Source organism: Pantoea sp. SGAir0175 (genome assembly GCF_043547855.1).
In genome coordinates this window covers 3,843,722-3,869,465 of the sequence record NZ_CP028081.1, presented here as the reverse complement: position 1 = coordinate 3,869,465, position 25,744 = coordinate 3,843,722, and the positions used below count along the sequence as shown (strand labels likewise).

The window sequence follows — 25,744 nt, the reverse complement described above, 5'->3', positions numbered from 1 at the left end:
ATCATGACTTTTACCCCTCTCATCACCGGCGGTCTTGAGACCGCCCTGAACCGTGTGTTGTACCGCGATCGCAGCCTGAAAACCGCACGCCAGCGTCTGGCCGGCAAAGTCCTGCTGCTGCGCCTGCAGGAGCTGGATTTTCCGCTGGTGCTGGTGTTCAGTGAAAACCAGCTGGATGTGCTGAGTGACTGGCAGGACCGCAGCGACTGCAGCGTCAGCCTGCGTTTCAGCACGCTGCCTAAGCTGCGCGATCGTCAGCAGCTGACCAGCCTGATTCGCAGCGGTGAGCTGGACGTGGAAGGCGATCTGCAGGTGGTACAGCAATTCTCCGCGCTGATGGATCTGGCTGAACTCGACCCGGCGGAATATCTCGCGCCGTGGGTGGGCGACATCGCGGCACAGGGCATCAGCCAGGCCGCTCAGCGTGCGCTGGCCCAGCTCAGACAGCAGGTCACCCGCCGTCAGGATTATCTGGGGCAGGTGCTGACCGAAGAGTGGCGCGTGGCACCGGGGGCGCTGGAGCAGGCGTGGTTTTGTGAGGAGGTAGAAGCGATGGAACGTGCGCTTAATGCGTTTGAGGCGCGTTTGGCACAGCTGGAGGCGAAATGACGCTGGGAGAAATTCGGCGCTTATACTTCATTATCAAAGTTTTTCTGACCTACGGGCTGGATGAACTGATTCCGCATATGCGCATTACGCTGCCGCTGCGGCTGTGGCGACGCTGTGTTTTCTGGATCCCCAACCGGCACAAAGAAGCTGAGATGGGCATCCGTCTGCGTCTGGCCATGGAGCAGCTCGGTCCGGTTTGGATCAAGTTCGGTCAGATGCTCTCGACGCGCCGCGACCTGTTCCCGCCGAAAATTGCCGATGAGCTGGCGATTCTGCAGGACCGCGTGGCACCGTTCGACGGCGTGAAAGCCAAAGCGCAGATTGAGCGTTCGATTGGCGGCCCGGTGGAAACCTGGTTCGACGACTTCGATATCAAACCGCTGGCATCGGCTTCGATCGCCCAGGTGCATACCGCGACGCTGAAATCCAACGGCCGCGAAGTGGTGATCAAAGTGATTCGCCCGGATATCCTGCCGGTGATCAAAGCTGACATGAAGCTGATTTACCGCCTGGCGCGCTGGGTGCCACGTCTGCTACCGGACGGTCGCCGTCTGCGTCCGATGGAAGTGGTGCGCGACTACGAAAAAACGCTGATTGATGAACTCAATCTGCTGCGTGAAGCTGCCAATGCGATTCAGCTGCGTCGCAACTTTGACCAGAGCCGCATGCTGTACGTGCCGGAAGTGTTCTCCGACTACTGCAGTGAGACCATGCTGGTAATGGAGCGCATTTATGGCATTCCTATCTCCGACGTTGCCACGCTGGAGCAGCACGGCGTCAACATGAAGCTGCTGGCCGAACGCGGCGTGCAGGTGTTCTTCACCCAGGTGTTCCGCGACAGCTTCTTCCATGCCGATATGCATCCCGGCAACATCTTCGTCAGCTACGAGCATCCGGAAGATCCGCAGTATATTGGCATTGACTGCGGCATCGTTGGCTCGCTGAACAAAGAAGATAAGCGCTACCTGGCGGAAAACTTCATCGCCTTCTTCAACCGCGACTACCGCAAAGTGGCCGAGCTGCACGTCGACTCGGGCTGGGTACCGCCGGATACCAACGTGGAAGATTTTGAGTTCGCGATTCGCACCGTGTGCGAGCCGATTTTCGAAAAGCCGCTGGCGGAAATCTCCTTTGGTCACGTGCTGCTCAATCTGTTCAACACCGCGCGCCGTTTCAATATGGAAGTGCAGCCGCAGCTGGTGCTGCTGCAGAAAACCCTGCTGTACATCGAGGGCATTGGTCGTCAGCTCTATCCGCAGCTCGATCTGTGGAAAACCGCCAAGCCGTTCCTGGAGGACTGGATTAAGGATCAGATCGGCATTCCGGCCATCCTGCGGGCGGTGAAAGAGAAGGCGCCGTTCTGGGCGGAGAAACTGCCGGAGCTGCCGGAGCTTTTTTACGACAGTATGCGCCAGCACAAGTTATTGCAGCACAGTGTCGATAAACTCGTCACCGATTTGAACGCGCAGCGCACCCGTCATCATCAGGCACGTTATCTGTTTGGCGTCGGGGCTACACTGTTATTAAGTGGCACCGCCGTGCTGTTGAGCCGGCCTGACTGGGACTTCTTCCCGGCGCTGTTAATGGCCGCCGGCATCGTTACCTGGCTCATCGGCTGGCGCAAGACAAACTGATTGTCTGCCTGGTGCAAATCGCGTAATGTCGCAGGCTTAAGTCCGGGTAAAAACGGACTTTCTGTGCGTTACAGTTAACCGTTTTTCACAGAATATTAGAGGCATATCTCATGGGCGGTATCAGTATTTGGCAATTGTTAATCATTGCCGTCATTGTTGTACTTCTGTTCGGTACCAATAAGCTTCGTAACCTGGGTTCGGATTTAGGCTCTTCCATTCGCGGTTTCAAAAAAGCCATGAGCGATGAAGACGAGAAAAAGGATCAACCGAAAGAGCAGGACGCTGACTTCAACGCCAAACTGGCAGACAAACAGCACACCCCGGCGAGCAAAGACGACGCCCGGGACAAGTAAGGTAAAACTGTGTTCGATATTGGTTTTAGTGAACTGGTATTGGTGTTCGTGATCGGGCTGATTGTACTGGGCCCGCAGCGCTTACCGGTTGCGGTGAAAACCGTGGTTGGCTGGATCCGGGCCATTCGCTCGCTGGCTGCTAATGTGCAGAACGAACTGGCCCAGGAGCTGAAACTGCAGGAGCTGCAGGACAGCCTGAAAAAGGTCGAAGAGGCAGGACGCGGCACGCTGTCGCCGGAGCTGAAGCAATCCATGGAAGAGCTGCGTAAAACCGCGGACTCCATGAAGCGCTCGGTGCAGCAGAGCATCGATATCGAAAAAGCGGAAGATGAAGCCAACACCATTCATCAGCCGCCCGCTGCCGCGCCACAGCCCGCTGCCGCACCGCAGCCCGCTGAGCCGCACAGCGTCGTGACACCGGCCAGCGCGGCACATCAGGCCAGCGCCCCGGCGCAGGCGCCGCAGCCTGCACCAGCCACCAGCCACACCGATTCCGTCGCGCCTGCGACCACTCCTCCCGTAAAAGATGAACGATAAACATGGCCGTTGAAGATACCCAACCGCTCATCAGCCATCTGATTGAGCTGCGCAAGCGTCTGCTGAACTGCATCATCGCGGTGTTTGTTATCTTCCTGTGTCTGGTTTACTTCGCCAACGACATCTATCACGCGGTGGCAGCGCCTCTGATTAGCCAGATGCCCGCCGGCGCCAGCATGATCGCCACCGACGTGGCCTCACCGTTCTTTACGCCGATCAAACTGACCATCATTGTGTCGGTGTTTCTTGCGGTGCCGGTGATTCTTTATCAGGTCTGGGCGTTTGTCGCCCCCGCGCTGTATCGCCATGAGCGCCGTCTGGTGATGCCGCTGCTGTTCTCCAGTACGCTGCTGTTTTATGTCGGCGTGGCCTTTGCCTACTTCATTGTGTTCCCGCTGGCATTTGGCTTCTTCGCCAAAACCGCGCCGCAGGGCGTCACCATCGCCACGGACATCACCAACTACCTCGACTTTGTCATGACGCTGTTCATGGCGTTTGGCGTGGCGTTTGAGGTACCGATTGCCATCGTGCTGCTGTGCTGGACCGGCATTACCAGCCCGGACGATCTGAAAAAGAAACGGCCGTATATTCTGGTCGGCGCGTTTGTGGTTGGGATGTTGCTCACACCGCCGGACGTTTTCTCGCAAACTTTGCTCGCTATTCCGATGTACTGCCTGTTTGAAGTCGGCGTATTCTTCTCCCGCTACTATGTGGGTAAAGGACGTCAGGCGGCAGACGATGAGGAACAGAACCCCGACGCCTGATGTCTTTTATGCAGGGCATCCCGCTGATGGGGTGATGATGAATCTTAACCGCCCGCCTGCCGGGCGGTTTTTCTATCCGTCGCTTTAAGACGGAATGGGGAGCAAACATGTTTGATATCGGTGTAAACCTGACCAGCACGCAATTCGCAAAAGATCGCGATCAGGTGGTAAAACGCGCGCGCGAAGCAGGCGTCACCGGCCTGTTAATCACCGGCACCAATGCCCTGGAGAGCCAGCAGGCGCGTCAGCTGGCGACCCGGCACGCGGGCTACTGCTGGTCGACCGCCGGCGTGCACCCGCATCATGCCAGCGAGTGGTCGGCGGAAACTGCCAGTACGCTGCGCCGCCTGGCTGACAGCGAGCAGGTGGTGGCGATTGGTGAATGCGGACTCGACTTCAACCGGAATCTTTCCGCGCACGAGCAGCAGGAGTACGCGTTTGATGCGCAGCTCCAGCTGGCGGCGGAACTGCAGTTGCCGGTGTTTTTACACTGTCGTGAGGCACATGAACGTTTTCTGGCGGTACTGCAGCCGTGGCTGCCGAAACTGGTAGGCGCGGTGGTGCACTGTTTTACCGGCACGCGTGACGAGCTGGAAGCCTGCCTGGCGCTGGGGTTATCGGTGGGCATTACCGGCTGGGTGTGCGATGAACGGCGCGGAATGGCGCTGCGTGACATGCTGCCGCTGATTCCGGCAGATCGTCTGCTGCTGGAGACCGACGCGCCCTATCTGCTGCCGCGCGATATGCGTCCGCGTCCGACCTCGCGCCGTAACGAACCCTGCTTTCTGCCGCATATCGTTCAGCAGGTGGCGCACTGGCGTGGTGAACAGCCAGACGCACTGGCGGCACGCGTCGACCACAATGCACGTCAGCTATTCAGGCTGGCTTAAACCTTACGGAACTGCTTGTTGTCCACGCTGCGCATCACCTGTTTATTCAGCAGGTTAAGCAGCAGGATTGAGCGGGTTTCACCATCGGGCTCGGCAAAAATAGCGCGCAGCCCTTCAAAGGTGCCGTCGGTGATCAGCACTTCATCACCGACCTGCGGCGTTTCCGGATCCAGCAGGATCTGCGGCGCATCAGTTTGCAGCGCTTCGATCACTTCATAAGGCACCGTCGCGGGCATGGCACCAAAGCGCACAAAGTGGCTGACGCCGCGCGTGCTGCTGATGGTGGTGGTGTGAATCGCTTCCGGATCGAATTCGATAAACAGATAGTTGGGAAACAGCGGCTCACTCACGGTGGTGCGTTTGCCGCGCACAATCTTCTCCAGAGCGATCATCGGGCTGAGGCAATTCACCTCCTGCCGCTCAAGATGCTCCTTCGCGCGCAACAGCTGACCACGTTTGCAATAGAGTAAGTACCAGGATTCCATAACTGCTCCCAAATAATGGACGCTAAGAATAACAAACCTGTTGTCAGAGTTATAGCGCATCGGCGGCCGGAAACCCGGTCACACAAGAAAAATCTCTACGAATTTTCCGATTGGTGCGGCGAACTAACGCTTTTCAGCAAGAAAATTGACGTCTGGCGATCATCTGTATCAGACTGCCAACCCATTAGACGAAGAAAAAGGACGGGCTGATGGAACTGTTTTTACTGAGCAATGGCAAAGTGGCCGACGATGCGCCGCTGCTGAGCTATGCGCATCCGCAGCTGCACGCGATGATTGCCCAGCGCGGTATCACCTCGGCGGTGCTGGTGCCCTACGCCATTATTCGTGACGATCACGCCCAGCGTGCGCAGGCGTTGTCTCAGTCACTGGGCATTCCGGTGCGCACGGTACATGAGTTCGAGACACCGGTTGCGGCCATTGAGCAGGCGGAGCTGATTCTGGTGAGCGGCGGCAATACCTGGCTGCTGAACCAGATGCTGCACGAGCAGGGGCTGATCGTGGCGATTCAAAGCGCAGTGCGCGAGCGCGATGTCCCTTACGTTGGCTGGAGCGCGGGCTGCAACGTGGCGACACCGTCGATTCGCACCACCAATGATATGCCGGTACGCAGCAGCGTGGTGCTGCCTGCGCTGGGGCTGTTCCCGGTGCAAATCAATCCTCACTATCTTGATGCGCACGTCAGCGGCCATATGGGCGAAACCCGTGATGAGCGTCTGGCCGAATTCTGCGCGGTGAATCCGCAGGAGTCGGTGATTGCGCTGCGGGAAGCCAGCTTCCTGCACGTCAGTGAGAACCGTCTGCGCTACTACAGCGCGCGCGGTGAAGATTTCAAAGTGTTCCGTCACGGTGAAGCGATTGCCGCTTATCACGATGTGCTGGCCCTGCAGTCGCTGGTGCCGTTTTCCTGTCAGCCCGCCTGACGCAGAAACTCAAACACGCTGGCGTGAACAAACTTATAATGACGCTTCACTCTGGCCGGAAGACTAACGCCGCATGAAATATCAGGATTTACGAGACTTTCTCGCGCTGCTGGAACAGCGCGGCGAGTTAAAGCGCATCACTCAGGAGATCGATCCTGTCCTCGAGATGACCGAAATCGCCGACCGCACGCTGCGGGCCGGTGGTCCGGCGCTGCTGTTCGAAAACCCGAAGGGCTACAGCATGCCGGTGCTGTGCAACCTGTTTGGCACGCCGAAGCGCGTAGCAATGGGTATGGGCCAGGAAGAGGTCAGCGCGCTGCGCGAAGTGGGTAAGCTGCTGGCGTTTCTGAAAGAGCCGGAGCCGCCGAAAGGGTTCCGCGATCTGTTCGATAAGATGCCGCAGTTCAAACAGGTGCTGAACATGCCGACCAAACGGCTGCGTAATGCGCCGTGTCAGGAAGAGATTTTCAGCGGTGACGAGGTCGACCTGGCGCGCATCCCGGTCATGAAATGCTGGCCGGGCGATGCGGCGCCGCTGATTACCTGGGGATTAACCGTCTCGCGTGGACCGCATAAAGAGCGGCAGAACCTCGGCATTTATCGTCAGCAGGTGATTGGTAAAAATCGGGTGATCATGCGCTGGCTGTCGCATCGCGGTGGCGCGCTGGATTTCCAGGAGTGGTGCAAAGCGCATCCCGGTGAACGCTTCCCGGTGGCGGTGGCGCTGGGCGCCGATCCGGCCACCATTCTTGGCGCGGTCACGCCGGTGCCGGATACGCTATCGGAATATGCGTTTGCCGGTCTGCTGCGCGGCAACAAAACCGAGGTGGTGAAGTGCGTCTCGAACGATCTGGAAGTGCCGGCCAGCGCCGAAATCGTGCTGGAAGGCTACATCGAACCGGGCGACATGGCGCCGGAAGGGCCGTACGGCGATCACACCGGCTACTACAATGAAGTAGACAGCTTCCCGGTGTTTACCGTGACGCACGTGACCCAGCGGCGCAACCCGATTTATCACTCCACCTACACCGGCCGTCCGCCGGATGAGCCCGCGGTACTGGGCGTGGCGCTGAACGAAGTGCTGGTGCCGATTCTGATCAAACAGTTCCCGGAGATTGTGGATTTCTATCTGCCGCCGGAAGGCTGCTCTTATCGCCTCGCGGTAGTGACGATTAAAAAACAGTATGCCGGTCACGCCAAGCGCGTGATGTTCGGCGTGTGGTCGTTCCTGCGCCAGTTTATGTACACCAAGTTTGTGATTGTGTGTGACGATGACGTCAACGCGCGTGACTGGAACGACGTGATTTGGGCCATCACCACGCGGATGGATCCGGCGCGTGATACGGTACTGGTAGAAAACACGCCAATTGACTATCTCGACTTCGCTTCGCCGGTTTCCGGACTTGGCTCGAAGATGGGACTGGATGCCACCAACAAGTGGCCGGGTGAAACCCAGCGTGAATGGGGGACGCCGATTGTGAAAGATCCTGCGGTTACGGCGCGTATTGATGCAATCTGGGATGAGTTAGCGATCTTTGCCGAGCCGCCGCAGCGCTGATGGCGGCTGAGAACCATAAAAAAGGGCACCTATGACGACGTTAAGCTGCAAAGTGACTTCGGTTGAAGCAATTACGGACACGGTTTACCGCGTGCGGTTAATTCCGGCGGCGGATTTTAGCTTCCGCGCCGGCCAGTATCTGATGGTGGTGATGGATGAGCGCGACAAGCGCCCGTTTTCGCTGGCATCGACGCCAATGGAAAAGGACATCATTGAGCTGCACATTGGTGCCTCAGAGCTGAACCTGTACGCCATGGCGGTGATGGATCGCATCAAAAATGATCGGCAGATCACCGTAGATATGCCGCACGGCGACGCCTGGCTGCGTGAAGACAGCGCGCGGCCGATTGTGCTGATTGCCGGCGGCACCGGCTTCTCCTATGCGCGTTCGATTCTGCTGACCGCGCTGGCGCAGCAGCCGGATCGCGATATCGCTATCTACTGGGGCGGCCGCGAGCTGAGACATCTGTACGATCTGGATGAACTCAATGCGCTGGCGGTGAAGCATCCGAACCTGAAAGTGATTCCGGTGGTGGAGCAGCCGGCGGAGGACTGGCAGGGGCGCAGCGGCACGGTGCTGACCGCGGTAATGCAGGATTATGCCAGCCTGAGTGGACACGATATCTACATTGCCGGCCGGTTTGAGATGGCAAAAATTGCCCGCGAGCGCTTCTGTGCCGAACGTGGTGCGTTAGAAGCGCAGATGTATGGCGATGCGTTTGCCTTTATCTGATGCGTGACACGGTGCGCATGCACGTGCCGCTGCAAAAAAAAGCCCGCCCGGTTGGGCGGGAACACGTGCAAGTGTAGTGGTCAACGTATTAAACCCGTTCGAATACCGTCGCGATGCCCTGGCCTAAGCCAATGCACATGGTTGCCAGACCAAACTGTGCATCGCGACGCTCCATCAGATTCAGCAACGTCGTGCTGATACGCGCGCCGGAACATCCCAGCGGATGCCCGAGTGCGATTGCGCCGCCGTTAAGGTTCACTTTCTCATCCAGCTGCTCCAGCAGCCCTAAATCTTTCAGGCACGGCAGCGTCTGCGCGGCGAAGGCTTCGTTGAGTTCGAACAGATCGATATCCTGCACGCTCAGCCCGGCGCGCTTCAGCGCCAGCTTACTGGCCGGTACCGGACCGTAACCCATGATCGACGGATCGCAGCCAACCACCGCCATGCTGCGGATGCGTGCGCGCGGCGACAGCCCCAGTTCGCGCGCGCGGCTTTCGCTCATGATCAGCATGGCGGCCGCGCCGTCGGACAGCGCCGACGAACTGCCGGCGGTAACCGTGCCGTTGACCGGATCGAACGCCGGACGCAGCGCGGCTAAGCCTTCAAGGCTGGTGTCTTCGCGAATCACTTCATCGCTGTCATAGCGTTTCAGCACGCCATCGGCATCGTGGCCGTAGGTCGGCACGATTTCGCGTTTGAAATCACCGCGCTGAGTGGCGGCCGCAGCGCGCTGGTGTGAACGCAGCGCGAAGGCATCCTGCTGTTCACGGCTGATGTGGTGCATGCGCGCCAGCATCTCGGCGGTCAGCCCCATCATGCCCGCCGCTTTCGCCACGGTGCGCCCCAGGCCGGGATGAAAATCCACGCCGTGGTTCATCGGTACGTGGCCCATATGTTCCACGCCGCCAATCAGACAGCTGTGGGCATCGCCGACCATAATCGCGCGCGCCGCATCGTGCAGCGCCTGCATGGACGAGCCGCACAGGCGATTGACGGTGCTGGCCGGCACGCGATGCGGGATCTCCGCCAGCAGCGCGGCGTTGCGGGCGATATTAAAGCCCTGTTCCAGCGTCTGCTGCACGCAGCCCCAGATAATGTCATCCAGCGCGGCGGCATCGACGGCCGGATTGCGGCTGAGGAGTTCGCGCATCAGATGGGCGGAGAGATCCTCGGCGCGCACCTGGCGAAAGGCGCCGCCTTTGGAACGGCCCATCGGCGTGCGCACGGCATCAACAATCACTACGTTTTCCATGTTCATTACCTCAGGCAGTTTGCAGCGCCGCTGCGTCAATCGGTTGAGCGACGGGATACCAGCTCTGATGCTGGTGGGCTTTCTGAACCAGCAGCTCAGGCAGCGCGTACAGTGGGCCGAGCGCGAGGTAGCGTTTAGCCTGATCGACGACATTGCTGATGCCCAGCGTGTCCATATAGCGGAACGCGCCACCGCGGAACGGCGGGAAGCCTAAGCCATACACCAGCGCCATATCCGCCTCGGCGGGGGAAGCGATGATGTTTTCTTCGAGGCAGCGCACCACTTCGTTGAGCATCGGCAGCATCATGCGGTTGGCGATCTCTTCATCGCTGAATACCCGCTTCGGTTCACATACCGGCTCCAGCAGCGCATCGACATCTGCATCGGCGCGCTTCTGCGCTTTGCCTTTTTTATCCTGTTCCCAGCGGTAAAAGCCCTGGCCATTTTTCTGGCCGTAGCGTTTGGCTTCGAACAGCACATCAATGGCATCGCGGTAATCTTTCTGCATCCGCGACGGGAAGCCCTGCGCCATCACCTGTTGTGCATGATGCGCGGTATCAATGCCCACCACGTCCAGCAGCCACGCCGGCCCCATTGGCCAGCCAAAATGCTTCTCCATCACTTTATCGATCTGGCGGAAGTCCGCGCCGTCGCGCAGTAGCAGGCTGAAGGCGGCAAAGTAGGGGAACAGTACGCGGTTCACAAAGAAGCCGGGGCAGTCATTCACCACAATCGGCGTTTTGCCCATCTTGCTGGCCCACGCCACCACTTTACTGATGGTGGCTTCAGAAGTTTGCGCACCGCGAATCACTTCGACCAGCGGCATACGCGGCACCGGATTGAAGAAGTGCATGCCGCAGAAATTTTGCGGACGCTGCAGCGCCTGCGCCAGCTGGCTGATTGGAATGGTGGAGGTATTCGAGGCCAGCACGGCATCATCCCGCAGCTGCTGCTCGGTTTCAGCCAGCACTTTGGCTTTGATTTGCGGGTTCTCGACCACCGCTTCGACCACCACATCGGCGCGATCAAAGCCGCTGTAATCCAGCGTCGGCTGAATGCTCGCCAGCACGCTCGCCAGCCTGGTACCGTCGATTTTGCCGCGCTCCAGCTGCTTATTAAGCAGCTTGCTGGCTTCATTCATGCCCAGCGTCAGCGCCTGCGGATTAATATCTTTCATCTTCACCGGCACGCCTTTCCAGGCCGACTGCCAGGCGATCCCGCCGCCCATGATGCCTGCGCCCAGTACCGCCGCCTGCTCTGGCGTGCCGGCCGCGCTGCTGTGTTTCTTCGCCAGGCCTTTTACGTACTGGTCATTGAGGAATATGCCGACCAGCGCGCGTGCCACATCACTCTGCGCCAGCGGCACAAAAGCAGCGGTTTCCAGCTTCAGCGCATCATCACGACCTAAGCCCGCTGCCGCTTCGATGGTTCGCACCGCGGCGATCGGCGCTGGATAGTGTTTACCGGCGGTTTGCTGCACCATGCTTTTGGCGAGGGTAAAACTCATCGCAGCTTCAATCGGGCTGAGCTTAAGCGGTGCCAGCTTCGGCGCACGACGCGCCTGCCAGCTGCCCTGGGCTATGGCGTCCTGCAGCATGGTCAGCGCCGCGCTGCGCAGCTTCTCGCTGCTGACCACCGCATCCACCAGACCGAGCTTCAGCGCGCCCGGGCCATCAATATCTTTACCGGCGGCGATGATCTCCAGCGCGCTGTCGGCACCGAGCAGGCGCGGCAGACGCACGCTGCCGCCGAAGCCCGGCATAATGCCGAGTTTGGTTTCCGGCAGGCCAATGCGCGCGGTGGGCGTGGCCACGCGGAAGTCGGTCGCCAGCACACACTCGCAGCCTCCGCCCAGTGCGTAGCCGTCAATGGCGGCGATGGTTGGCACCGGCAAATCTTCCAGACGATTAAAGATGCTGTTGGCAAATGTCAGCCACTGGCTGAGCTGCTCAGCGGGCGCATCAAACAGCGACAGGAATTCTGTGATATCCGCCCCGACAATAAACGCCGGTTTGGCGGAAGAGAGCAGCAGGCCGCGCAGCGTGCTTTGCTGCTCCAGTACGCTCAGCGCCTCGCCTAAGGCGGCGACGGTTTTGGTATCAAGTTTGTTCACCGAACCGGGCGCATCAAAAACCAGCTCGGCGATGCCATCGTCAAGCCAGTGCACTGAAAGGGTATCGCCTTGGTAGAGCATGTCCGTCTCCTGAAACGCGAAAGGTGATCTGGTCATACCAGATGATCAGGAGTGTGGGTGTCATGTTAATTTTTTGCAAACGAGAGTTTGCTTATTTGATACGGCGATCACAGCGCGCGCAGCACGGCATCCCCCGCGCGGCTGTGCTACACTGCCGCCACTTTCGCGACATCGGAGACAAGTCCATGGATTCACTGAAAACCCTGTATCACGCGCATATTTCAACGCTGCAGCAGCGTGCGCAACAGGTGCTGGCGCGCTTTAAGCTGGACGCCATGCTGATTCATTCAGGCGAGTTGCTGACCGTATTTCTTGACGATCATGACTATCCGTTTAAGGTGAATCCCCAGTTTAAAGCCTGGGTGCCAGTGACCCAGGTGCCCAACTGCTGGCTGTGGATCGATGGCGTGAATAAACCCAAACTGTGGTTCTACTCGCCGGTCGATTACTGGCACAACGTCGAGCCACTGCCGGACAGCTTCTGGACCCAGGATGTCGAGGTCATCGGCCTGAAAAACGCTGACGATATCGCTCAGCTGTTGCCGGCACAGCGCGACAATGTGGCCTATATCGGGCCGGTACCGTCCCGCGCCACCCAACTGGGCATCCGCAGCGAGGGGATCAATCCTCAGGGCGTCATCGACTTCCTGCATTATCATCGCAGCATCAAAACCGATTACGAGCTGGCCTGTATGCGCGAAGCGCAGAAGCTGGCGGTGGCAGGCCATCGCGCAGCGAAAGAGGCGTTCTTCTCCGGCATGAGCGAGTTTGATATCAATCTTGCCTATCTGACCGCCACCGGCCACCGTGACATTGATGTACCGTATGGCAATATCATCGCGCTGAATGAACATGCTGCGGTACTGCACTACACCCGGCTTGATCACCAGCCGCCGGCGAAACGTCACAGCTTCCTGATTGATGCCGGCGCAGAGTATCTTGGCTATGCGGCCGATTTGACGCGGAGCTACGCGGCGCAGAGCAAAACGCGCTACGCGGAAATGGTTGCTGCGATGAATAAAGAAGAGCTGGCGCTGATCGCCACGCTGAAAGCCGGCGTGCGCTATACCGATTACCATCTGCAAATGCATCAGCGCATCGCGCGTCTGCTGCTGAAGTTTGAACTGGTGCAGGGGCTGAGCGAAGAGACGCTGGTGGCGGAAAACCTCACCGGTCCCTTTATGCCGCACGGCCTCGGCCATCCGCTGGGCCTGCAGGTGCACGACGTTGCCGGGTTTATGCAGGACGACAGCGGCACGCATCTGGCAGCGCCATCGCAATATCCTTATCTGCGCTGTACGCGGGTGCTGCAGCCGGGCATGGTGCTGACCATTGAACCGGGCTTCTATATTATCGATTCACTGCTGGCGCCGCTGCGCAGCGGTAAGTTCAGTCAGCACTTTGACTGGCAGGCAATTGATGCCCTGAAGCCGTACGGGGGCATTCGTATCGAGGATAATGTGGTGATTCACGCCAGCCGCATCGAAAACATGACGCGTGACTTGCATCTGGCCTGATGGACGCTTACGACATTCCCGCTGAGGCCGTCAGTCTCAGCGAGGAGACCATCAAAAAGAGCCGCTTTATTACCCTGCTGGCGCATACCGATGGGGTGGCCGCTGCGCGCGCCTTTGTGCAGCAGGTAAAGCACGAACACCCGACCGCGCGGCATCACTGCTGGGCCTGGGTGGCGGGCGCGCCCGATGATTCACAACAGCTGGGGTTTTCTGACGATGGCGAACCCTCCGGCACGGCCGGTAAGCCGATGCTGGCGCAGCTGATGGGCAGCGGCGTGGGCGAGATCACCGCCGTGGTGGTGCGCTATTATGGCGGTATCATGCTGGGCACCGGCGGGCTGGTGAAAGCCTACGGTGGCGGCGTGCAGCAGGGGCTGAAGCTGCTGGCGCGCCAGCGCAAAGTGCCGATGCAACGTTTTACCCTGCAGTGTGACTATGCGCAGCTGAGCGATATAGAGCGTCTGCTGCAGCGTTTTGACGGCAGTATTGAACAGAGCCATTATCAGGATCGCATTACGCTACGTCTGGCGTTGCCCCATCCGCAGATTGATGGCTTCAGGCAAAACCTTTCTGATTACAGCCGGGGCGCTTTGGCGCTGATCCCGCTGGACAACTAACCGCATCTGTTTAAAGGAAACGGCTGAATGCATTTTCGCGCCATTACCCGCATCGTGGGCCTGCTGGTGATTCTGTTCTCGGTAACCATGATCCTGCCTGGCTTAGTGGCCCTGATTTATCGCGACGGTGCCGGGCGCGCGTTCAGTCAGACGTTTATGATGGCGATCGTCATCGGTTCGCTGCTGTGGTGGCCCAACCGCAAACAAAAAAGTGAGCTGAAACCGCGTGAAGGCTTTCTGATTGTGGTGCTGTTCTGGACCGTGCTGGGCAGCGTGGGGGCAATGCCGTTTATCTTCGCAGAGCAGCCACATCTGTCGGTGACCGACGCCTTCTTCGAATCGTTCTCTGGCTTAACCACCACCGGTGCCACCACGCTGGTGGGGCTAGACTCGCTGCCGAAAGCCATTCTGTTCTATCGCCAGATGCTGCAGTGGCTCGGCGGTATGGGGATCATCGTGCTGGCGGTCGCTATTCTGCCGATTCTTGGCGTCGGCGGTATGCAGCTGTATCGCGCCGAAATGCCGGGGCCGCTGAAAGATAACAAAATGCGCCCGCGGATTGCCGAAACCGCGAAAACCCTGTGGCTGATTTATGTGCTGCTGACGGTGGCCTGTGCATTGGCGCTGTGGCTGGCGGGCATGCCGATGTTTGATGCTATCGGCCACAGCTTCTCGACCATCGCCATCGGCGGTTTTTCTACCCATGATGCCAGCATCGGCTACTTCAATAGCCCGACCATTAATACCATCGTGGCGATTTTCCTGCTGATCTCCGGCTGTAACTACGGCCTGCACTTCTCGTTGCTCAGCGGGCGAAACCTGAAAGTCTACTGGCGCGATCCGGAATTCCGCATGTTCATTGGCGTGCAGCTGACGCTGGTGCTGATTTGTACCCTGGTGCTGTGGTTCCATAATGTCTATTCCAGCGGCTGGCAAACCCTCAATCAGGCGTTCTTCCAGGTGGTATCGATGGCGACGACGGCGGGCTTTACCACCGACAGTATTGCGCGCTGGCCGCTGTTCCTGCCGGTACTGCTGCTGTGTTCAGCCTTTATCGGCGGTATGGCGGGTTCGACTGGCGGTGGCCTGAAGGTGATTCGTATTCTGCTGCTGTGCAAGCAGGGGTCGCGCGAACTGAAACGCCTGGTGCATCCCAATGCGGTCTATACCATTAAATTGGGGAACCGTGCGCTGCCGGAACGTATTCTCGAAGCAGTGTGGGGCTTTTTCTCGGCTTACGCGCTGGTGTTTCTGGTCAGCATGCTGGCGATTATCGCCACCGGCGTGGATGACTTCTCGGCCTTCGCCGCGGTGGCGGCGACGCTGAATAACCTTGGCCCGGGTCTGGGTGTGGTGGCAGATAACTTCACGTCGATGAATGATGTCGCCAAGTGGATTTTAATCTCCACCATGCTGTTTGGACGCCTTGAAGTGTTCACGCTGCTGGTGCTGTTCACGCCCACCTTCTGGCGCGAATAATAAAACAGGAATGAGTGATGAAAGCGTTAATTCTTTATTCCAGCCGTGACGGGCAAACCCGTGAAATCGCGGCGCGTATTGCCCGCACGCTGACACCGCAGCAGCTGTGCGATGTGCTGGATCTGGCGCAGGCACCGCAGGTGGAGTGGGCACAGTATGATCGCGTGCTGATTGGCGCCTCGATCCGCTATGGTCATTTCCAGCCCGAGCTGATGAAATTCGTCACGCAACATAAGGCGGAACTGCAGCAGCGCGTCAGCGGCTTTTTCAGCGTCAACCTTACTGCGCGCAAAGCCGATAAGTGCACGCCGGAAACCAATGCCTATACGCGTAAGTTCCTGGCGCAGTCACCGTGGCAACCGGATCGCTGTGCGGTGTTTGCCGGTGCGCTGCGCTATCCACGCTATCGCTGGTTCGATCGCATCATGATTCAGTTCATTATGCGTATGACCGGCGGCGAAACGGATACCACCAAAGAAGTTGAATACACTGACTGGGAGAAAGTCACGCGTTTTGCCCAGGATTTCGCACAGTTACCAGGCAAATTGCCGCAAAATAACGCGTAGTGGTGAAATTTAGGCCGAACGATCATTTTTTTGCAATAAACCCTTGTCAGCCAGAATTAACTCCCTATAATGCGCCACCACTGAGACGGCAAAGCGGCAACGCAGACGGCTCACAGGGCGTGAAGTGATTCACCCCGCCGGAGAAAAGCGCTGAAAAAAGTGTTTGACTCTGAAGGAGGAAAGCGTAATATACGCCACCTCGCGACAGCAGGCCGAACGCCGCGTCGCACCGCTCTTTAACAATTTATCAGACAATCTGTGTGGGCACTCGCAGGATTGATATCAGCGTCTCCGGACGTAAAAAATATCAAGTCTTTGCTGAGTGAACACGTAATTCATTACGAAGTTTAATTCACAGAGCATCGCTGCACTGGTTGCAGCAAATCAAACTTTAAATTGAAGAGTTTGATCATGGCTCAGATTGAACGCTGGCGGCAGGCCTAACACATGCAAGTCGAACGGCAGCACAGAAGAGCTTGCTCTTTGGGTGGCGAGTGGCGGACGGGTGAGTAATGTCTGGGAAACTGCCCGATGGAGGGGGATAACTACTGGAAACGGTAGCTAATACCGCATAACGTCGCAAGACCAAAGTGGGGGACCTTCGGGCCTCACACCATCGGATGTGCCCAGATGGGATTAGCTAGTAGGTGGGGTAATGGCTCACCTAGGCGACGATCCCTAGCTGGTCTGAGAGGATGACCAGCCACACTGGAACTGAGACACGGTCCAGACTCCTACGGGAGGCAGCAGTGGGGAATATTGCACAATGGGCGCAAGCCTGATGCAGCCATGCCGCGTGTATGAAGAAGGCCTTCGGGTTGTAAAGTACTTTCAGCGGGGAGGAAGGCGGTGAGGTTAATAACCTCACCGATTGACGTTACCCGCAGAAGAAGCACCGGCTAACTCCGTGCCAGCAGCCGCGGTAATACGGAGGGTGCAAGCGTTAATCGGAATTACTGGGCGTAAAGCGCACGCAGGCGGTCTGTTAAGTCAGATGTGAAATCCCCGGGCTTAACCTGGGAACTGCATTTGAAACTGGCAGGCTTGAGTCTCGTAGAGGGGGGTAGAATTCCAGGTGTAGCGGTGAAATGCGTAGAGATCTGGAGGAATACCGGTGGCGAAGGCGGCCCCCTGGACGAAGACTGACGCTCAGGTGCGAAAGCGTGGGGAGCAAACAGGATTAGATACCCTGGTAGTCCACGCCGTAAACGATGTCGACTTGGAGGTTGTGCCCTTGAGGCGTGGCTTCCGGAGCTAACGCGTTAAGTCGACCGCCTGGGGAGTACGGCCGCAAGGTTAAAACTCAAATGAATTGACGGGGGCCCGCACAAGCGGTGGAGCATGTGGTTTAATTCGATGCAACGCGAAGAACCTTACCTGGCCTTGACATCCAGAGAACTTAGCAGAGATGCTTTGGTGCCTTCGGGAACTCTGAGACAGGTGCTGCATGGCTGTCGTCAGCTCGTGTTGTGAAATGTTGGGTTAAGTCCCGCAACGAGCGCAACCCTTATCCTTTGTTGCCAGCGATTCGGTCGGGAACTCAAAGGAGACTGCCGGTGATAAACCGGAGGAAGGTGGGGATGACGTCAAGTCATCATGGCCCTTACGGCCAGGGCTACACACGTGCTACAATGGCGCATACAAAGAGAAGCGACCTCGCGAGAGCAAGCGGACCTCATAAAGTGCGTCGTAGTCCGGATTGGAGTCTGCAACTCGACTCCATGAAGTCGGAATCGCTAGTAATCGTAGATCAGAATGCTACGGTGAATACGTTCCCGGGCCTTGTACACACCGCCCGTCACACCATGGGAGTGGGTTGCAAAAGAAGTAGGTAGCTTAACCTTCGGGAGGGCGCTTACCACTTTGTGATTCATGACTGGGGTGAAGTCGTAACAAGGTAACCGTAGGGGAACCTGCGGTTGGATCACCTCCTTACCTGAAGATACTTTCCCGCGAAGTGCTCACACAGATTGTCTGATAGAAAAGTAACGAGCAGGACGGCTGCGAAGTCGTGACACTTTGTGTCCCCTTCGTCTAGCGGTTAGGACTCCGCCCTTTCACGGCGGCAACAGGGGTTCGAATCCCCTAGGGGACGCCACTGCTTGGTGACAGGTGAAAGGTGTCTCCACAGAATATCTCAAAACTGACGGTAACGTCGTGTTTGAGATATTGCTCTTTAACAATCCGGAACAAGCTGAAAATTTGAAACGACGCGTCGTGTTCATTCTCCGTAATAAGAATGAAATGGCGATGCGTTCGGGTCTCTCAAATGCTTGCAGTCCGCAGCGTTGCAAAACGCCTGTGGGTTGTGAGGTTAAGCGACTAAGCGTACACGGTGGATGCCCTGGCAGTCAGAGGCGATGAAGGACGTGCTAATCTGCGAAAAGCGACGGTAAGGTGATATGAACCGCTACAGCCGTCGATGTCCGAATGGGGAAACCCAGTGCACTTGTGCATTATCGTTAACTGAATACATAGGTTAACGAGGCGAACCGGGGGAACTGAAACATCTAAGTACCCCGAGGAAAAGAAATCAACCGAGATTCCCCCAGTAGCGGCGAGCGAACGGGGAGCAGCCCAGGACCTGAATCAGCTTGTGCATCAGTGGAAGCGTCTGGAAAGTCGCGCGATACCGGGTGACAGCCCCGTACACGAAGATGCATGAGTTGTGAGTCCGACGAGTAGGGCGGGACACGTGGTATCCTGTCTGAACATGGGGGGACCATCCTCCAAGGCTAAATACTCCTGACTGACCGATAGTGAACCAGTACCGTGAGGGAAAGGCGAAAAGAACCCCGGCGAGGGGAGTGAAACAGAACCTGAAACCGTGTACGTACAAGCAGTGGGAGCACCTTCGGGTGTGACTGCGTACCTTTTGTATAATGGGTCAGCGACTTATATTCTGTAGCAAGGTTAACCGCATAGGGGAGCCGAAGGGAAACCGAGTCTTAATTGGGCGTTAAGTTGCAGGGTATAGACCCGAAACCCGGTGATCTAGCCATGGGCAGGTTGAAGGTTGGGTAACACTAACTGGAGGACCGAACCGACTAATGTTGAAAAATTAGCGGATGACTTGTGGCTGGGGGTGAAAGGCCAATCAAACCGGGAGATAGCTGGTTCTCCCCGAAAGCTATTTAGGTAGCGCCTCGTGAACTCATCTCCGGGGGTAGAGCACTGTTTCGGCTAGGGGGCCATCCCGGCTTACCAACCCGATGCAAACTGCGAATACCGGAGAATGTTATCACGGGAGACACACGGCGGGTGCTAACGTCCGTCGTGAAGAGGGAAACAACCCAGACCGCCAGCTAAGGTCCCAAAGTCATGGTTAAGTGGGAAACGATGTGGGAAGGCACAGACAGCCAGGATGTTGGCTTAGAAGCAGCCATCATTTAAAGAAAGCGTAATAGCTCACTGGTCGAGTCGGCCTGCGCGGAAGATGTAACGGGGCTAAACCATGCACCGAAGCTGCGGCAGCGACGCTTAGGCGTTGTTGGGTAGGGGAGCGTTCTGTAAGCCGCTGAAGGTGTGCTGTGAGGCACGCTGGAGGTATCAGAAGTGCGAATGCTGACATAAGTAACGATAAAGCGGGTGAAAAGCCCGCTCGCCGGAAGACCAAGGGTTCCTGTCCAACGTTAATCGGGGCAGGGTGAGTCGACCCCTAAGGCGAGGCTGAAAAGCGTAGTCGATGGGAAACAGGTTAATATTCCTGTACTTGGTGTTACTGCGAAGGGGGGACGGAGAAGGCTAGGTTATCCGGGCGACGGTTGTCCCGGTTTAAGCGTGCAGGTGTGAAGACCAGGCAAATCCGGTCTTCTTTAACACTGAGGCGTGATGACGAGCCGCTACGGCGGTGAAGTAACTGATGCCCTGCTTCCAGGAAAAGCCTCTAAGCTCCAGGTAACACGAAATCGTACCCCAAACCGACACAGGTGGTCAGGTAGAGAATACCAAGGCGCTTGAGAGAACTCGGGTGAAGGAACTAGGCAAAATGGTGCCGTAACTTCGGGAGAAGGCACGCTGGCGCGTAGGTGAAGGGACTTGCTCCCGGAGCCGAGGCCAGTCGAAGATACCAGCTGGCTGCAACTGTTTATTAAAAACACAGCACTGTGCAAACACGAAAGTGGACGTATACGGTGTGACGCCTGCCCGGTGCCGGAAGGTTAATTGATGGGGTTATCCGCAAGGAGAAGCTCTTGATCGAAGCCCCGGTAAACGGCGGCCGTAACTATAACGGTCCTAAGGTAGCGAAATTCCTTGTCGGGTAAGTTCCGACCTGCACGAATGGCGTAATGATGGCCAGGCTGTCTCCACCCGAGACTCAGTGAAATTGAAATCGCTGTGAAGATGCAGTGTACCCGCGGCAAGACGGAAAGACCCCGTGAACCTTTACTATAGCTTGACACTGAACATTGAGCCTTGATGTGTAGGATAGGTGGGAGGCTTTGAAGCGCGGACGCCAGTCTGCGTGGAGCCAACCTTGAAATACCACCCTTTAATGTTTGATGTTCTAACGTAGGCCCGTGATCCGGGCTGCGGACAGTGTCTGGTGGGTAGTTTGACTGGGGCGGTCTCCTCCCAAAGCGTAACGGAGGAGCACGAAGGTTGGCTAATCCTGGTCGGACATCAGGAGGTTAGTGCAATGGCATAAGCCAGCTTGACTGCGAGAGTGACGGCTCGAGCAGGTGCGAAAGCAGGTCATAGTGATCCGGTGGTTCTGAATGGAAGGGCCATCGCTCAACGGATAAAAGGTACTCCGGGGATAACAGGCTGATACCGCCCAAGAGTTCATATCGACGGCGGTGTTTGGCACCTCGATGTCGGCTCATCACATCCTGGGGCTGAAGTAGGTCCCAAGGGTACGGCTGTTCGCCGTTTAAAGTGGTACGCGAGCTGGGTTTAGAACGTCGTGAGACAGTTCGGTCCCTATCTGCCGTGGGCGCTGGAGAATTGAGGGGGGTTGCTCCTAGTACGAGAGGACCGGAGTGAACGCACCGCTGGTGTTCGGGTTGTCATGCCAATGGCACTGCCCGGTAGCTAAGTGCGGAAGAGATAAGTGCTGAAAGCATCTAAGCACGAAACTTGCCCCGAGATGAGTTCTCCCTGACCCTTTAAGGGTCCTGAAGGGACGTTGAAGACGACGACGTTGATAGGCCGGGTGTGTAAGCGCAGCGATGCGTTGAGCTAACCGGTACTAATGACCCGTGAGGCTTAACCTTACAACGCCAGAGGCGTTTTGGTCTGAGAGACAGAAAGAATTTTCAGCTTGTGACGGATAAAGAATCAGCTTTGTTCTGCGGACGCGAGTCCGGAGGATTTTGCGCTGAGGCGAGGCGGCAAGCGAAGGAAAGGAAGGAGCATACACGAGTATGTGACTGACTTTGCGAGCGCGGCCAACGCGGCATCAGTGCGAAAGACGCGGGACAGGGCACAAAGAATTTGCCTGGCGGCAACAGCGCGGTGGTCCCACCTGACCCCATGCCGAACTCAGAAGTGAAACGCCGTAGCGCCGATGGTAGTGTGGGGCCTCCCCATGCGAGAGTAGGGAACTGCCAGGCATCAAACCAGTGAAGAAGCCCCGGACGAGAGTCCGGGGCTTTTTTACGTCCGTACTTCGGCAAATTTTCCGCTAAAAACGCGAAAACTCCCCACTGTAAAACCGTGCAATCGGGTAAACTACGGCCAGATTAATCAGTAAAGGCCGTAACATGTCCAGCCCTCAGACTTCCCTGAAAGCGTTCAACACACTGGGTCTTGCAATCGCGGCTGAAAAGCTCGTCGTTGCGGATAGTGCAGAAGCCATTTCCTCTGCCTGGCACGCCAGCCAGCAAAATAATCAGCCGTTTATGGTGCTTGGCGAGGGCAGTAACGTCCTGTTCCTCGAAGATTTTGCCGGCTGCGTGGTGATTAACGCGATTAAAGGCATCACCCTGGAAGAGCACGACGAAGCCTGGCATCTGCACGTTGGTGCTGGCGAAAACTGGCATCAGTTGGTTGAGCACACTCTAAAGAAAGGCCTCACCGGGCTGGAAAATCTGGCGCTGATTCCAGGCGTGACGGGATCGGCACCCATCCAGAATATTGGCGCTTACGGTGTTGAATTTAAAGATATTTGCCAGTACGTCGAGGTGTTACACCTGCCGGATAGCACAGTCACGCGTCTGCACCGTGATGAGTGCCAGTTTGGCTATCGCGACAGCATCTTCAAACACGCGATGAAGCATGACTATGTGATTGTGGCCGTCGGGCTGCGTCTGGCGAAGCAGTGGAAACCGGTGCTGAGCTATGGCGATCTGGCGAAGCTCAATCCCGCCACCGTATGCGCGTGGGACGTATTCAATGCGGTGTGCCATATGCGGCAAAGTAAGCTGCCCGATCCGCGCGTAACAGGCAATGTAGGCAGTTTCTTTAAAAACCCCCTGATTTCCGCTCAGCAGGCAGAGGTATTGCTCACGCACTATCCTGCTATGCCGCACTATCCACAGCACAGTGGTGAGGTCAAGCTGGCCGCGGGCTGGCTGATCGATCAGTGTGCGTTGAAAGGCTACCGTTTTGGCGGCGCTGCGGTGCATCGTCAGCAGGCACTGGTACTGATCAATGAAGACAATGCCACACCGCAGGATATTGTCGCCCTGGCACATCATGTGCGTCAGGAGGTGGGGAAAAAATTTGCCGTGTGGCTGGAGCCAGAAGTACGTTTCATTGGCGCGCAGGGCGAGCGTAACGCCGTCGAGGTGATTTCATGAAAGATCATAGCGTTCCATTAAAACTGGTCGCCCTGCTGGCCGATGGCGAATTTCACTCTGGTGAACAACTGGGTGAAGCGCTCGGTATGAGCCGCGCTGCCGTGAATAAACATATTCAGACGCTGAAAAGCTGGGGCCTGGATGTCTACACCGTGACAGGGAAAGGCTACAGCCTGCCAGCGCCCATTCAGCTGCTGAATGAAGAGGCGATCCTGGCGCATCTGCATCAGGCAGATCTGGCGGTGATTCCGGTTATTGACTCCACGAATCAGTATTTACTCGATCGCATGGACCAGCTGAACTCCGGCTATGCATGCATCGCGGAATATCAACAGGCCGGGCGCGGCCGGCGCGGACGGAAATGGTTCTCGCCGTTTGGCGCCAATCTCTACATGTCCATGTACTGGCGACTGGAGCAGGGGCCAGCTGCGGCAATGGGCCTGAGTCTGGTGATTGGTATCGTGATGGCAGAGGTTATCCAGTCGCTGGGCGCGGCAGACGTTCGCGTTAAGTGGCCAAATGACCTCTATCTGCAGGATCGTAAACTGGCGGGTATTCTGGTTGAGCTCACCGGTAAAACCGGCGATGCGGCGCAAATTGTGATGGGCGCGGGGATCAACCTGGTGATGCGGGGCGAAGGCACGGCGGAAATCAATCAGGGTTGGATCAATCTGCAGGAAGCGGGCATCGAGATCAATCGTAACGAACTCGCCGCCAGGCTGATAAACCGTCTGCGTGAAGCTTTACCGCTGTTTGAACGGGATGGGCTGGCGCCGTTTGTCGGCCGCTGGGAAGCGCTGGATAACTTTATCCATCGCCCGGTAAAACTGCTGATTGGCGATCGTGAAGTGCATGGCATTGCGCGCGGAATTGATAAGCAGGGCGGTTTATTGCTGGAACAGGATGGTGAGATTAAATCCTGGGTCGGTGGCGAGATCTCATTACGTCCCGCTAATTAACACAGTAAACAGTAATGCATTAAACGCCCTGATAAAGCAGGGCGTTTTTAATACTATTTTCGTAACCGCACGCTTTGCACGGCATGATCCGCAGACTTGGTCATGATTAGGCTGGCCCGCTCACGCGTAGGTAAGATGTTTTCTTTCAAATTCAGCCAGTTAATCTCTTTCCATAATCCACGTGCAATACTTTCTGCTTCCTCTTCAGGCAGCTGAGAATAGTGGTGGAAATAAGAGTCCGGATCGCTGAAGGCACCTTCGCGGAATTTAAGAAAGCGATTAACGTACCAGCGCTCTAATAAGTTTTCTGGCGCATCGACATATATTGAAAAGTCGACGAAATCTGAGACAAATACATGATGCGGATCGTGCGGATAATCCATACCGCTCTGCAGGACGTTCAGCCCTTCCAGAATCAGGATGTCCGGCTGCTGCACCACCTTATCGCCATCCGGGATAACATCGTAAATCAGGTGTGAATACACCGGTGCGGTGACCTGACTGGCGCCCGATTTCAAATCCGATACGAACTTCACCAGTCGATGCATATCATACGACTGCGGGAAGCCTTTCTTTTTCATCAGGCCGCGCTCTTTCAGCACCGCATTAGGGTGCAAAAAGCCATCGGTGGTGATGAGTTCCACCTTGCGGTGCTCGGGCCAGCGGCTAAGCAGCGCCTGTAACACGCGCGCGGTGGTGCTTTTACCGACGGCGACACTGCCGGCAATACTGATAATGTACGGGATCTTCTGGCCATTGGTGCCAAGGAACTGCTCCAGCACCGCCTGACGGCGCAGATTTGAACTGATATAGAAGTTCAGCAGACGTGATAGCGGCAGATAGATCTCGGCAACTTCTTCCAGCGAAAGATCTTCATTGATACCGCGCAGCCGTTCAATTTCGCTGGCGGCCAGCGTCATCGGTACGGAATCTCGCAGCGCAGCCCATTGCTGGCGATCAAACTGCAGGTAGGGCGTCGTCAGTGGCGTCGTTTTTTTACTCATAAGCATGCATCTGACCGCAAATTCTGGCTCATCAACACCTTGCAGCAACAGGCATACAGCGATGTGTCGAACTCAGTTGCACGTCACAGGGGTAATTTAACGAGAACAATGGGCAGGAGGGTAACACCAGTGTGACTTTAAAAAGAAGTAAAATGATAAACCTGAGCACGCTTTCGTAAGCAGGCCCGCATTTTTATGATCACAGTATGAGGCTAACGCGGTATCAAAGAATAATCAGGCTGTGGGCTGGCGGAAAAACACACCATGTTTGCTGCTTTTTGCTGCGCTGGCGGGGCGTTTTGCGAGGATTTGCACAAATAGTAAGCGGTAGTGCAAATTTAGCAATTTTTTTGTTGCATCCTGAACCCGGTCTTCCTAGAATGCGCGTCACTTGATGCCGGCTTAGCTCAGTTGGTAGAGCAACTGACTTGTAATCAGTAGGTCACCAGTTCGATTCCGGTAGCCGGCACCATCAAGTAGGTGGGATTCCCGAGCGGCCAAAGGGAGCAGACTGTAAATCTGCCGTCACAGACTTCGAAGGTTCGAATCCTTCTCCCACCACCATCTCAACCTCTCGGTTGAGCGTCAGATAAAGGCTTATCTGATGGGTGAGTTCAACTCTCTCACCTTCGAATTCAGATTGCGCAGTAGCGTGATCACCGTCAGTCGGAAGCTCTGACTGGCTCGAATAATAGAAGGTCTTCTTTTATTATTCATAAGCTACAGAAAGAACAGGTAGCCGAGTTCCAGGATGCGGGCATCGTATAATGGCTATTACCTCAGCCTTCCAAGCTGATGATGCGGGTTCGATTCCCGCTGCCCGCTCCAGATGTGCTGATATGGCTCAGTTGGTAGAGCGCACCCTTGGTAAGGGTGAGGTCCCCAGTTCGACTCTGGGTATCAGCACCA

The 25,744-nt window shown here is 56.8% G+C and carries 19 protein-coding genes, 5 tRNA genes and 3 rRNA genes; 23 read left to right on the top strand and 4 right to left on the bottom strand.

Going from position 1 to position 25,744, the window contains the following annotated elements; all coding sequences use genetic code 11:
- Positions 1-3: 3 nt before the first annotated feature.
- The 6 genes from C1N56_RS18085 to tatD all read left to right on the top strand — a co-directional run bounded on the left by C1N56_RS18085 (position 4) and on the right by tatD (position 4,787).
- Positions 4-609, top strand: a complete 606-nt coding sequence (locus C1N56_RS18085; RefSeq protein ID WP_058758122.1) for a ubiquinone biosynthesis protein UbiJ — start codon at positions 4-6, stop codon at positions 607-609.
- Positions 606-2,243: a ubiquinone biosynthesis regulatory protein kinase UbiB gene (gene ubiB, locus C1N56_RS18080; protein ID WP_021506947.1), complete on the top strand. Its 1,638-nt coding sequence runs from the start codon at positions 606-608 to the stop codon at positions 2,241-2,243. The genes C1N56_RS18085 and ubiB overlap by 4 nt, the downstream gene beginning before the upstream one ends.
- A 110-nt stretch (positions 2,244-2,353) precedes the next feature.
- Positions 2,354-2,596, top strand: a complete 243-nt coding sequence (tatA, locus tag C1N56_RS18075; protein ID WP_010618194.1) for a Sec-independent protein translocase subunit TatA — start codon at positions 2,354-2,356, stop codon at positions 2,594-2,596.
- Between the two features lie 9 nt (positions 2,597-2,605).
- Positions 2,606-3,133 carry a Sec-independent protein translocase protein TatB gene (tatB, locus tag C1N56_RS18070; protein ID WP_021506946.1) on the top strand — a complete coding sequence of 176 codons (528 nt, stop codon included), beginning with the start codon at positions 2,606-2,608 and terminating at the stop codon, positions 3,131-3,133.
- Positions 3,134-3,135: 2 nt separating this feature from the next.
- Complete coding sequence (gene tatC, locus C1N56_RS18065) at positions 3,136-3,897, top strand: Sec-independent protein translocase subunit TatC (RefSeq protein ID WP_021506945.1); 762 nt, start codon at positions 3,136-3,138, stop codon at positions 3,895-3,897.
- Positions 3,898-4,004: 107 nt separating this feature from the next.
- Entirely contained in the window at positions 4,005-4,787 is a 783-nt protein-coding gene (gene tatD, locus C1N56_RS18060) for a 3'-5' ssDNA/RNA exonuclease TatD (protein WP_058758125.1), read from the top strand.
- Here the strand turns inward: tatD and rfaH are convergent.
- A complete protein-coding gene (rfaH, locus tag C1N56_RS18055) occupies positions 4,784-5,272 on the bottom strand; it encodes a transcription/translation regulatory transformer protein RfaH (RefSeq protein WP_031279607.1) in 489 nt (162 codons plus the stop codon). The two genes, tatD and rfaH, sit on opposite strands and share 4 nt — an antisense overlap.
- A 209-nt stretch (positions 5,273-5,481) precedes the next feature.
- On the opposite strand from rfaH, the gene pepE reads away from it, so the two are divergent.
- From pepE to fre, 3 genes are all read left to right on the top strand, one after another.
- Positions 5,482-6,213 carry a dipeptidase PepE gene (pepE, locus tag C1N56_RS18050; RefSeq protein ID WP_394516938.1) on the top strand — a complete coding sequence of 244 codons (732 nt, stop codon included), beginning with the start codon at positions 5,482-5,484 and terminating at the stop codon, positions 6,211-6,213.
- A 73-nt stretch (positions 6,214-6,286) separates the two neighbouring features.
- A complete protein-coding gene (gene ubiD, locus C1N56_RS18045) occupies positions 6,287-7,771 on the top strand; it encodes a 4-hydroxy-3-polyprenylbenzoate decarboxylase (RefSeq protein ID WP_021506941.1) in 1,485 nt (494 codons plus the stop codon).
- Between the two features lie 31 nt (positions 7,772-7,802).
- Positions 7,803-8,504, top strand: a complete 702-nt coding sequence (fre, locus tag C1N56_RS18040; RefSeq protein ID WP_021506940.1) for an NAD(P)H-flavin reductase — start codon at positions 7,803-7,805, stop codon at positions 8,502-8,504.
- 88 nt (positions 8,505-8,592) lie between these two features.
- On the opposite strand, the gene fadA is transcribed toward fre, so the two are convergent.
- Positions 8,593-9,756 (bottom strand): acetyl-CoA C-acyltransferase FadA, encoded by a 1,164-nt coding sequence (gene fadA, locus C1N56_RS18035; RefSeq protein ID WP_031279606.1) that lies wholly within the window; start codon positions 9,754-9,756, stop codon positions 8,593-8,595.
- Positions 9,757-9,766: 10 nt separating this feature from the next.
- Positions 9,767-11,950, bottom strand: a complete 2,184-nt coding sequence (gene fadB, locus C1N56_RS18030; RefSeq protein WP_394516937.1) for a fatty acid oxidation complex subunit alpha FadB — start codon at positions 11,948-11,950, stop codon at positions 9,767-9,769.
- A 185-nt stretch (positions 11,951-12,135) separates the two neighbouring features.
- Between fadB and pepQ the strand changes: the two genes are divergently transcribed.
- The 10 genes from pepQ to birA all read left to right on the top strand — a co-directional run bounded on the left by pepQ (position 12,136) and on the right by birA (position 23,831).
- On the top strand, positions 12,136-13,467 hold the full coding sequence (gene pepQ, locus C1N56_RS18025; RefSeq protein WP_058758128.1) for a Xaa-Pro dipeptidase: 1,332 nt from the start codon (positions 12,136-12,138) through the stop codon (positions 13,465-13,467).
- On the top strand, positions 13,467-14,084 hold the full coding sequence (locus tag C1N56_RS18020) for an IMPACT family protein (protein WP_021506936.1): 618 nt from the start codon (positions 13,467-13,469) through the stop codon (positions 14,082-14,084). The genes pepQ and C1N56_RS18020 overlap by 1 nt, the downstream gene beginning before the upstream one ends.
- Positions 14,085-14,111: 27 nt before the next feature.
- On the top strand, positions 14,112-15,563 hold the full coding sequence (gene trkH / locus C1N56_RS18015; protein ID WP_021506935.1) for a Trk system potassium transporter TrkH: 1,452 nt from the start codon (positions 14,112-14,114) through the stop codon (positions 15,561-15,563).
- A gap of 17 nt (positions 15,564-15,580) precedes the next feature.
- Positions 15,581-16,129 (top strand): menaquinone-dependent protoporphyrinogen IX dehydrogenase, encoded by a 549-nt coding sequence (hemG, locus tag C1N56_RS18010; RefSeq protein WP_088516583.1) that lies wholly within the window; start codon positions 15,581-15,583, stop codon positions 16,127-16,129.
- A 393-nt stretch (positions 16,130-16,522) separates the two neighbouring features.
- Positions 16,523-18,064 (top strand): 16S ribosomal RNA (locus tag C1N56_RS18005).
- Between the two features lie 88 nt (positions 18,065-18,152).
- Positions 18,153-18,227, top strand: a tRNA-Glu gene (locus tag C1N56_RS18000).
- Positions 18,228-18,441: 214 nt separating this feature from the next.
- Positions 18,442-21,345, top strand: a 23S ribosomal RNA gene (locus C1N56_RS17995).
- A 223-nt stretch (positions 21,346-21,568) separates the two neighbouring features.
- Positions 21,569-21,684: ribosomal RNA gene (gene rrf / locus C1N56_RS17990) — 5S ribosomal RNA — on the top strand.
- Together the 16S, 23S and 5S rRNA genes with 1 tRNA gene alongside form the textbook arrangement of a ribosomal RNA operon.
- Positions 21,685-21,834: 150 nt before the next feature.
- Positions 21,835-22,872 carry a UDP-N-acetylmuramate dehydrogenase gene (gene murB / locus C1N56_RS17985; RefSeq protein ID WP_059012006.1) on the top strand — a complete coding sequence of 346 codons (1,038 nt, stop codon included), beginning with the start codon at positions 21,835-21,837 and terminating at the stop codon, positions 22,870-22,872.
- The gene (gene birA, locus C1N56_RS17980) at positions 22,869-23,831 is read left to right on the top strand and encodes a bifunctional biotin--[acetyl-CoA-carboxylase] ligase/biotin operon repressor BirA (RefSeq protein ID WP_058759910.1); all 963 of its coding nucleotides are present in this window, start codon (positions 22,869-22,871) and stop codon (positions 23,829-23,831) included. The genes murB and birA overlap by 4 nt, the downstream gene beginning before the upstream one ends.
- A 53-nt stretch (positions 23,832-23,884) precedes the next feature.
- Here birA and coaA read toward each other — a convergent pair whose 3' ends face one another.
- A complete protein-coding gene (gene coaA / locus C1N56_RS17975; RefSeq protein WP_058759911.1) occupies positions 23,885-24,835 on the bottom strand; it encodes a type I pantothenate kinase in 951 nt (316 codons plus the stop codon).
- A gap of 396 nt (positions 24,836-25,231) precedes the next feature.
- Between coaA and C1N56_RS17970 the strand changes: the two genes are divergently transcribed.
- The 4 genes from C1N56_RS17970 (at position 25,232) to C1N56_RS17955 (ending at position 25,744) form a co-directional block, all read left to right on the top strand.
- A tRNA-Thr gene (locus C1N56_RS17970) sits at positions 25,232-25,307 on the top strand.
- A 7-nt stretch (positions 25,308-25,314) separates the two neighbouring features.
- Positions 25,315-25,399 (top strand) — tRNA-Tyr (locus tag C1N56_RS17965).
- Between the two features lie 189 nt (positions 25,400-25,588).
- Positions 25,589-25,663: transfer RNA gene (locus tag C1N56_RS17960), tRNA-Gly, on the top strand.
- Between the two features lie 5 nt (positions 25,664-25,668).
- A tRNA-Thr gene (locus C1N56_RS17955) sits at positions 25,669-25,744 on the top strand.